The organism is Burkholderia sp. GW821-FHT14F03, assembly GCF_058803765.1.
Map to the genome: position 1 here is coordinate 1 of NZ_JBXAPG010000094.1, position 9649 is coordinate 9649.

The following is a 9649-nucleotide window of genomic DNA, read 5'->3' on the forward strand; positions in this document are numbered from 1 at the left end:
TTCCCCCCATTCGGTGCAACGACCCACACACCCCCCCCTCGCCCGTGTGTTACTCGATCACGCCGAGGTTGAGGCCGGCAAGCTGTTGCTGCGCGGCCTCGCCCGACGTGTAGCTGTAGCGGAACGTGCCGCGGTTGATGCCGACGAGGCCGCCGTAGGTCTGCCGCCAGTTCCCCGCGCTCGATCCCTTGACGCGCCCGCTCGCGGCCGACCGTTCGACCAATCCCATGTTCATGCCGACGAGGCCGCCCAGGGTGGCCACGCAACCGCCGCCGACCGCGCCGGACGCGGACGCGTCTTGCACGGTTCCGAGGTTGTCGCCGATCAGGCCGCCAACCGTGCTCGACTGCCCGCCCGTCACGTCACCCGTCGCCGACGCGCTCTCGATCGCGCCCGAGATCGCGTTGTAGCCGACCAGGCCACCGATGGAGGACGAGGTGCCTGCCGACACCTCGCCGCTCGCATCGACGCTGGCGAGCGTGGCCGCGTTGTAGCCCGCGAAGCCGCCGACCCTGCCATAGTGACCGCCGCTCGTCTTGCCGCGCGAGACAGCGTGCGTGATCGCACCGCCCAGGTGACTGCCGACGAAGCCGCCCGTGTTGCCCTGCCCCCCCGTCACCGCCCCGTGCGCCTCCGCCATGTCGATCAGCGCCTTGTCGCCCTGGTTGAGTCCGACGAAGCCGCCCACCGCGCCCGTGCCCGCGGTCGAGGTCGCGCCGAGCGCCCTGCTGCCGCGGATCCCGCCCTGGTTCAGACCGACGAAGCCGCCGATCGCCTGCGTGACGTAGCCCTCGACGATCCCGCGCGCTTCCGAATCGGCGATCGTTCCGCCGTTGATACCGGCGAGCCCGCCGACGGTGCCGCCCGACCCGCCGGTCGAGCGTCCCGACGCGGTGCCGCGCGTGACCGCACCGCCCAGGTTCGCCCCGACGAGCCCGCCGACGTTGACGCCCGCCAGGTTGTAGCCCGAGGTCGAACCGAGGCTGACGGCGTCGACGATCCCGCCCAGCCGGTTGACGCCGACGAGGCCGCCGATCGACGCAAGATTCGGGGCGCCGCCGGATACCGTCGCGTTGCTCGTGCCGCCCGCGATCAAGCCGCGCGACGACAATGCATTGTTTTCGCCGACCAGCCCGCCGACCGCATACGACAGGGCGTTGCCCATCACGATCCCGGCAAAGGACGCCTGCTCGATCGTCCCGTGATTGACGCCGATCAGTCCGCCCAGCGCGTTGTTCCGGTTCGCGCCCCCCCTGACGTCCGAGCCGGTCACCGTGACATTCGTCACGGTGCCGCGGTTCTCGCCCGCCAGTGCGCCGATCATCACCGGCCCGACGCCCACGCCGCCGCTGACCTTCATTCCTTGCAGCTTGAGATTGGCGATGCGGCCGGTGTTCAGTCCGAACAGGCCGGCATAGGGATCGCCGCTCGTGATCGACAGCTTGCCGATGGTGTTGCCGAGGCCGTCGAACGTGCCGGAGAACGCCGCGCCCGAACCGATCGTCTGGAAGGTGCTGCTGTAAGGGCCGTTGATGTCGTTGCCGAGCACGAACAGTCCGCCGAGATTCGTGTTGACCGACTGCAGCTGCGCGAGATTCTGGATCACCGTATAGCGGAAGCCGTTCGACTCGAAGCCCGGGTTCGCACCCGACATCGTGACGGCCGCGCCGCTCCCGATCGAATAGACGCCGCCGTAGTTCAGCGTGACGCGTCCGTTTGCGCCCGTCACCGCGACCGGCGCGGCGATCCGGACATCCTGCGCCGCATCGAAGCGTACCGCGCCGCCCGCGCCCGAACCGCGCAGCGCGCCGTTCACGGCGATGCTGCCCGCGCGACTCGCGAGCGACAGCTGATTGCCGCTCGCCCACGCGACCGGCCCGTCCACCGACAGCCCGCCGCGCTCCGCCACGAGTTCGACGTCGGTCGTCGCGAGGTTGCGCGCCAAGGTGTCCGCGATGATCGTGCCCGACTGGTTCGCGCCCGGCTTGACCGCCACGTCGGCGGCCGCGATGCGCCACACGCCGCCGCGCCCGTTGGTCGCGCGCGTGTCGGCCATCGCGCCGAGCGCCACCTGCACGTCTGCGCCGCGCGTGACGATCGTGCCGCCGTCGCCCGGCGTCGACGCGCTCGCGTTGAGCACGCCGGCGACGTTGACGACGCCGCGCTCACCGCCGTCGAGCGTGATCCGGCCCGCGGTGTTGCGCAGCGTGCGGGCTTCGAGGCTGCCCTGATTGTTGACCACGGTGGCCGCGAGATCCGACGCAGTTTTCGCGCTCATCAATACCAGTCCGCCATCGGCCTTCAGCAACTGCTCGTTGCTCGCGAGCGCCTCGACCGCGCCCTTGTCGATCTGCATGTTCAGCAGCCTGCCGCCGTCGAAATTGAGCGTGATATCGTTGCCCGCGCCCAGCGCGACCGTGCCCAGCTGCGCCCGCACGACGCCACGGTTGAACACCTTGGCGCCCAACAGCGCGATGGCCCCGCCTTCGCCGGCGACCAGATCGCCATTGTTCACGATGCTCGCCGGCGAGGAGCCGGAAAAACGGTAGCGGCCCGCCTCGAAATCCTCGTTCCTGATATCGAGCGTCGACGCGACCAGCCCGCCGACGTTGACGCGCGCGCCTCTGCCGAACAGCACGCCGTTCGGATTGACGAGAAACACGCGGCCGGACGCGTCGATGCTGCCGTGAATCTGGCTCGCATCGTTCCCGACCACGCGATTGAGCGCGACCGAGGCGGCGGACGGCTGGTTGAACGTCACGCGCTGCCCCGCGTCGACGCCGAACGCGGTCCATTCGGTCACGAGCTTGTCGCTGTGCTGGTTGATCGACATTTGCCGGCCGTCGTCAAAGCGCAGCACGTCGGCCTTGCCGGACACGATCTTCTCGCCCGCGGGCAGCGCATGCGCTGCCGTGACCGCGCCGCCCGCGAGCACCGCCACCGCGAGCGCTCCCCGCACGCCGGCGCGCGACTTGCCGCGCCGCCGCGTCCGTTCGCCTACCGCTTGCCAGCCCCCCCGGGTACGATTCCATACCAATGCATAGGTCGTGTTCACAATCATTCTTCCTCTTCTTGAGTTGCCAAAGCCCTGCCAACACCCGGACAGGACGGGTCCTGCAAACAGCGACGCCGGGCTTCCCCCCGCGTCGTCGCATCGGTCACGGCGGCTCGAGCCGCCCGCGGTATTCGTGGTGCGCGCCGTCGTCGCCGACCGCGTCGAACAGGAGGTCGCCGTCCTCCGGACCCGCGGGTCCGTCCAGCGGCAGATCCGCGCGCGCGAACGGCGCGATGTCGAGCGCGCCGCCCGCCAGCGCGAGCGGTGCGCCGCGCCACGACACGCGCGTCAGGGTCACGTAGTACGGCGTCGGATTGAACGCACTCAGCCGCGCACTCGCCTGCGCGTCGCGCGTCCAGCGCAGACGGCCGGGCGCCTCGTCCGGTACGCCGTCGAGATGAGGCGGCCGGTACAGCAACTTCATCCGCAGCCGGTATACGATGCGCAGCGTGCGATCGCTCGACGCGCCGGCCGGCGGGATTTCGAGCAGGTTGATCCAGAAGCGCGACTCGCGGTCCGTCGCGAGCGCATCGCCGCTCGACTGCACGCGCAGCGCGAGCGACTGGTGCGGCTCGATGCGCGCGACGGGCGGCACGACCATGAACGGGGCGCGCAGCGCGCTCGGATCGACGTCGGCCCGGCCGTCGTCGATCCAGGTCTGGACGAGGATCGGCGCGTCGCCGAGATTGCGCGTGGCGACCGTCAGCCGCGACCCGTCGCCCGGATAGATGAAGCGCGTGCCGACCACGGCCAGCGCCGCGCCGGCGCCGGGCGCGAGACCGGCGGCCAGCAGCGCGGCCAAGGCCCGCATGGCCCCGCCTCGGCGGCGCGCCGGCCCGCGGGCAGGGGCGCCGGGAAAACGCACGCGCCGCATCATGGCGCGCGCACGTCGACGAGGCCGGCCGCGGGCGCATCGGCCGAGCCCGGCGCGCCGACCATCCGGCAGACGCGCGTGAGCACCACGTAAGCGCGCGACTCGCGCTGTTCGACGGGCACCGCATAATCAAGCTCGCATTGCTGGCCCGGCCCGCGCCCCCACTCGACGCGGATCCGGCCCACCTCGTCGGGGCTGCGCACGAACAGCCGGCTGCCCTGCCCGACCCCGCCCAGCACCGCGCCCGTGCGCGCATCGACGGCCTGAGCCGCGAACGGCAGCGGACGCCCCGCCTCGGTCTGCGCGTCGATCAGCAGCGGGCGCGCCTTCAGCGTGTCGAAACCCAACATCACGACCGCCCCCGCTCGCGGCGCCACGGTGCGGGACGAGGTTTTCAGCTCGACATCGTCGGGCAGCTGCTTCGGATCGAGGTCGATCCGGTTGAGTTGATACGGCATGAGGCTCGGCACGACCGCATAGCCGAATCGATTCACGCGGGCGTCGGTATTGGCGACCATCGCGCCCTGCGCGTGCGGCGCGCGCACGATGCCCACGGTGTCGCCGATCGTCGGCCCGGCCGTCACGCCGCCCGGGTGCAGCACGAGGCCGCCGGTGGCCATCGCCGACATCTGCTGATAGTCCTGCCCGATGCCGACGTTCGCGTTGACGCTGGCCACCGGCAGGCGATAGCCGACGCCGAGGCTGCCCGACGGCGCGCGCCGGTCGCCGTCGTAGTTCACCGAGGCCGTCAACGACCCGTCTCCGCGTTCGCCGAAGCGGCTCGACAGGCTCGTCGTGGCGCTGACACCGGTATCGCTGTCGTGCGACACGAGCGTCGTCAAGGTGGGCGCACGCCGCGCGTTGCGCCCGAGCGGGATCGACAGGTTCAGGCTCGCGAGCGTGCTGTTCGCGCCGCCCCCGTAGGACGGCACGCCCGGCGCGGCGCTGCGCACGCGCTGCACCGACGCCGTCATCGTCATGTCCCGCCACTGCGTGCTGTAGTTGAGCGAGAGGCTCAGCGTCCGGCCGCCGCCCGCCCAGTAGCTGATCGCCGAGCCGCTCAGGTTCAGGCTGCCCGCGCGGCCCAGCTGCTGGCTCACATTGACGTCGACGCGGTTGCGCAGCCGGGCGAAGCGGTCGGTCGGCTGGTCCGCCGTGGTGCTGCCGTTCAGCACCAGCGCATCGCGCAGGCTGAGATAGCCCTTGGTCGAATAGCGATAGGCGAGCAGTGAGAAGTTCGTGCCGCTGTTCGGCATGTTGCGGCTGTACGACAGGCGGACGCTGGAGCCGTTCATCGCCTCGCGGCCCAAGGGCTGCGCGCGCGAGATCGTCACGTCGAGCGCCACCCCGCCCAGCGCCGTGTTCAGCGCCACGCCCATCAACGCCGACTGGTAGCGGTTCGCGAACGCGCCGCCCCCATACGAGGTCACGAGGTTGCTGACGCCACGCTGGAGCGTGAACTGGCCGATGTATTGCCGGCCGACGCTGGCGCCGTAGTCGATCGCCTGCCCGGCCATCGCGCTGAAGCGCGTGACGCCGGGCCGCAACGAGCTGGCGGTGGTCGCGAACGGCACGACGAAGCTGCGGGTCTCGCCGTTCGCCTCGGTCACCGTCACGGTCAGGTCGCCGCCGTAGCTCATCGTCCGCAGGTCGTCGATCTCGAACGGCCCCGGCGCGACCGTGGTCTCATGCACGATATAGCCGCGCTGGCGGATCGACACGCGCGCGTTCGTCTGCGCGACGCCGCGCACCACGGGCGCGTAATAGCGCTGCGAGTCGGGCAGCATGCGGTCGTCGCTCGCGATCTGCACGCCGCGGAACGAAATCGCGTCGAACAGCTCGCCGCTCGTCGAGCTTTCGCCCGCGAGCACCTGCGCGCGCCACGGGGCCACGTCGGTCTGCGCGTAGATGTAGCCGCGCTGATAGCTCACGCCGCGCTGCTGCGTCCAGGTGAAGTTGCCGCTGTGGCGCAGACGCAGCGGCCCCAGGTTCGCGCCCATCGTCAGGCCGGTGTAGAACTGCGAGAACTCGGTGCCCGCGTTGCGCGTCGTGAAGACGTTCGCGTTGTAGTTGGCCACCACGGCCGGCACCCCGTCGGTCCAGTGCGAGGGGTCGACGTAGGTGCTCTCGTTCGCCAGCCGCATGTAGAACTGCGGCACCGTCAGGTACAGCCGCTGCTCCGCCTGGTCGAACGCAAACGTCGCCCCCGGCACGTAGCGCGCGGGATTCGTGCACACCAGCCCATCCGGCAGCGGCTCGGACGGCGCGTTGCGCTCCTGGCCGCGCTCGCTGCGCGCGAGATCGACGCCGGCGCGCTGCAGCAGCGCACGGTCGTAGCACGGGAGCACGCTGCCGTCGTCGGCGCGCCGGAACGTGATGTTCTCGACGCCACGCCATTGCCCGTTGACGATCAGGTCCACGCGGTGCTCGCCCGGCATCACCACGTTCGGCCGAGAGAACATGCTCGTGTCGAGCGGCGCGTTGCCCGGGCCGCTCATCAGCAACGACTGATCGAATTGCACGGGATCGGTCGGGGCGACGCCGGCCGGCGCAGCTTCGGCCGGGGCGGTGCCGGAAGGCACGGCGCCCGTATGCACGGCGCCCACATCCACTCCGGACGGTTCGAGCGTGACCGCGCCGTATTGGTCGTCGGCAACGGCGGCGGCGCTCATCGCCGTCATGGCCACGGGCGCGCACACCCTGGCAATCGCGCGCAGACGAAGGCCGCCCGGCATTCGTCGCGTCGTCATGCCGTGAACGCGCGAGGAGGTTGATCCTGCAGAACGCCGCATACTTGATTGAGTTCGATTTAATTTAGCATGACGAAGCAAACGAATGGCGTGCCGCCGCGGCTCCGACACGCTAGACCATGCCTCTGGCTGATGCGTGAACTGGTTAGTTGGCCAGTTTCTTGGTTATCGTGCTGCGACCGCCGTAGTCGTCGATCACCATGTAGCGAACCGTGGTCGGACGTTTGGACGGCGAGGTAATGCCGGTGAAACGAAAACGCGCACTGCCGAACGGCGGCACCATGCCGCCACCGGCCGAGACGAAATGCCCTCCTGGATCGCTCTCGACGCGCCCGAACGACACGTAGTACGGCGTCGGATTGCTGACCTCCAGCGCGAGATCCGGCCCGGCGTCGGGCGAATCCTGCGCGAACGCCTTCCAGACCAGTTGCTCGGGTGCGAGATCAATGCCCTCCGCGAGTGCCGCCGGCCGGTAGAACAGCTTGATGCGGGTGCGAAAGCCAAACCGCAGATGATGATCCGCGTCCTCGCGCGCAACGGGCGCCTCGAGCACGTTGAGCCAGTAGAGCGATTCGCGATCGGCGGGTAACGACTCGTTCAACGACGTGATCCGCAATACTGCGCCGCGGCCCGGCTCGACGCGCATCAGCGACGGCGCGACGACGAACGGCGTCCGCATCTGTTCCGGCGGCACTTCGACGCGCCCGTCGTCGATCCAGGTCTGCGCCAGAACCGGCTGATGCTCGACGTTGTCGAGCCGGATCGTGACGTCCCGCGTGTGCTCCGGAAAGACCACGCGGGTGCCGTTCAGCACGAGCGCCGCCTGCGCCGGCCCGGCGCAGGCGGCCCATGCCACGACGCAGGCGACCGCCGCGCGACGAACAAGGCGAATGGACAAGGTCATGGCATGGGACATGCTGGCGACGCTTAGTGGTAGGCGAGCGAGTAGCGGATCGACGAATACGCCGAACCGGTGGAGATCGACGCGCTTTCGACCGTCGAGACATAGGCCGCCGTGTAGCTGAGCGTGGCGGTGTTGTTCTTCACCGTGGCAATCTGCGCGTCCGCGATGTTCTGCGGTTTGCCGAGCATGATCTTGCCGCTCTTGCCGTTGCCGTTGTCGTGGATCTGGATCTCGACGCCTTGGGCGGGCTTCGTCCCGACGAGCTTCAGGTGACCCGACACCGGGTTGATGTTGACGGACGACGGATCGAAGTCGATCACGACCTTGGTGTCGTCCATGCAGCCGGCGTTGCCACCGATGTTCAGCGCGAACGGAACGGGCGTGGTGGTGGCGCCGACCTTGGCGAACGCACTCGGGCTGATGCGATCGCCGAGCGACACGTCGAGCACGTTGCCGACGCCGGGCTCCTGCCCGTTGATGTTGCAGGTGACATCGGAGATGCTGCCGTTGAAGTTGATCTGGCCGTCAAACGCGTGCGCGGCCGACGGCGCGAGCGCGGCGCCGATGGTGCCGATAGCCGCCCAGCACCGCAGAAGGTTCGTATTCATCTATGCATTCCTATATAAGTTGGTCGCTTTCTCGATACAACACGATCAACGGGCGTGACGCCGCGTGTCGCCACGTGACGTTTCTGCCGCATTCGATCGCACCTCCCTTCGCGCCGGCCCGTTTGTGATTGGAATAAATCGCGAATTGAAGCAGCGCCAGTGTATTTAGACTGGATTCAGATTGACATCATACGAGTCAGAAACCTTGTCACCTTTGCCAACTTAACTCGTACGACGGATTGAATGTGAAATTATTTATTAATTTACACTCCGATCATTCGGAATGATCCGAGCCAGGTGCGCAAAAAATCGTGATGCAGTCAACGACACCGCAATCACCGAGCTCTCATGCGCGCCCTTGTCCTTTCTGTTCGGCACACTCTCACTCAGCCTCAATTGAAATTAAAAATCCATAAGCCGATTCTCAATTCCATTTCCATCGATAAATTGAGACTCATGAAATTAATATCCACGGAACAATAAAAAACACGACCGACATTCGGCCGCGGCGCATCTCTCGACGCCGCTCCCGCCACCTGATTCGCGTACCCTTTAGGTTCGGAAAACACACGTCCACCATCGCGCGTGTCCGTCCTGTCATTTACCGAAGCGATCATCCAACCGGACGTCAACCCTTGTACACCACCCTCCGTCGCCGGATCACCCGCACCGCCATCGGAATCACCCTGGCCGGCGTCATCGGCCCGCTCCTCGCCGCATACGGCTACCCCGCCCTTGCCGCCACGATGTGCGCCGCGTGCTACGGCATGGAGCATGCAACGCCGCGCCTGATCGTTGATCGGGGCATGCCTCCCCGGATGCGCGATGCGCTATCCGCGCATGTCGGGGAAGCGGAATCGCGGGTTCGACGGTTCTACGGCAGGTTCGATCTCGCGCCGATCATCGTGGCCTGCTCCACGGACGAATGCGACCGGCGCATGGGCGGACGCGGCGCCCTTGCCTCGACCAGCACCACGCCGCTTGCGATCATCACCCGGGTTTCGCCTCGCGGCCAGACGCCCACGATCCTGGCGCACGAATTCTCGCTGGTGGAATTGCATCGGCGAATCGGCTGGTGGAGGTTGGTCAACGGCGCCATGCCCGTCTGGTTCGACGAAGGCGTCGCCGTCATCGTTTCCGACGACGGGCGCTACCTGAACTCCGGCGCGACCGCGGCCGGGCGTTGCGTCAGGGACGATGCGGGGCCGCTCCCGGCCAGCCCTGCCGAATGGGGGCCGCGCGCGGGCAAGGACCGGATGATCTACGCCGACGCCGCCTGTCGCGTCCTGCGGTGGATGGACGCCCACGGCGGCCGGGAGGGTTTGCTGCGCGCCATCGACGGCGCGGCCCGGAACGGCGCCTTCGACCCGCGATGAACCAAAAAAAAGGTTCATCGCGGATTACCGGGGAAGGCAGCGCGGATCTTGAGGAAGAAGTATTCCTCATCCCGGTAGCCGT

General features: G+C 68.3%; 6 protein-coding genes. 1 reads left to right on the top strand and 5 read right to left on the bottom strand.

Features of this window, described 5'->3' with window-relative positions:
- Positions 1-49: 49 nt before the first annotated feature.
- From AC1RQF_RS32785 to AC1RQF_RS32805, 5 genes are all read right to left on the bottom strand, one after another.
- Positions 50-3061 (bottom strand): two-partner secretion domain-containing protein, encoded by a 3012-nt coding sequence (locus tag AC1RQF_RS32785; protein ID WP_274003342.1) that lies wholly within the window; start codon positions 3059-3061, stop codon positions 50-52.
- Between the two features lie 97 nt (positions 3062-3158).
- Complete coding sequence (locus AC1RQF_RS32790) at positions 3159-3866, bottom strand: fimbrial biogenesis chaperone (protein WP_274003344.1); 708 nt, start codon at positions 3864-3866, stop codon at positions 3159-3161.
- 62 nt (positions 3867-3928) lie between these two features.
- Positions 3929-6601, bottom strand: a complete 2673-nt coding sequence (locus AC1RQF_RS32795; RefSeq protein WP_492874267.1) for a fimbria/pilus outer membrane usher protein — start codon at positions 6599-6601, stop codon at positions 3929-3931.
- A gap of 223 nt (positions 6602-6824) precedes the next feature.
- Complete coding sequence (locus AC1RQF_RS32800) at positions 6825-7583, bottom strand: fimbrial biogenesis chaperone (protein ID WP_274003346.1); 759 nt, start codon at positions 7581-7583, stop codon at positions 6825-6827.
- Positions 7584-7606: 23 nt separating this feature from the next.
- Positions 7607-8191, bottom strand: coding sequence for a fimbrial protein (locus AC1RQF_RS32805; RefSeq protein WP_274003347.1), 585 nt, complete (start codon positions 8189-8191; stop codon positions 7607-7609).
- 635 nt (positions 8192-8826) lie between these two features.
- On the opposite strand from AC1RQF_RS32805, the gene AC1RQF_RS32810 reads away from it, so the two are divergent.
- Positions 8827-9567, top strand: coding sequence for a hypothetical protein (locus tag AC1RQF_RS32810; protein ID WP_492874269.1), 741 nt, complete (start codon positions 8827-8829; stop codon positions 9565-9567).
- The last annotated feature ends 82 nt before the right edge of the window (positions 9568-9649 follow it).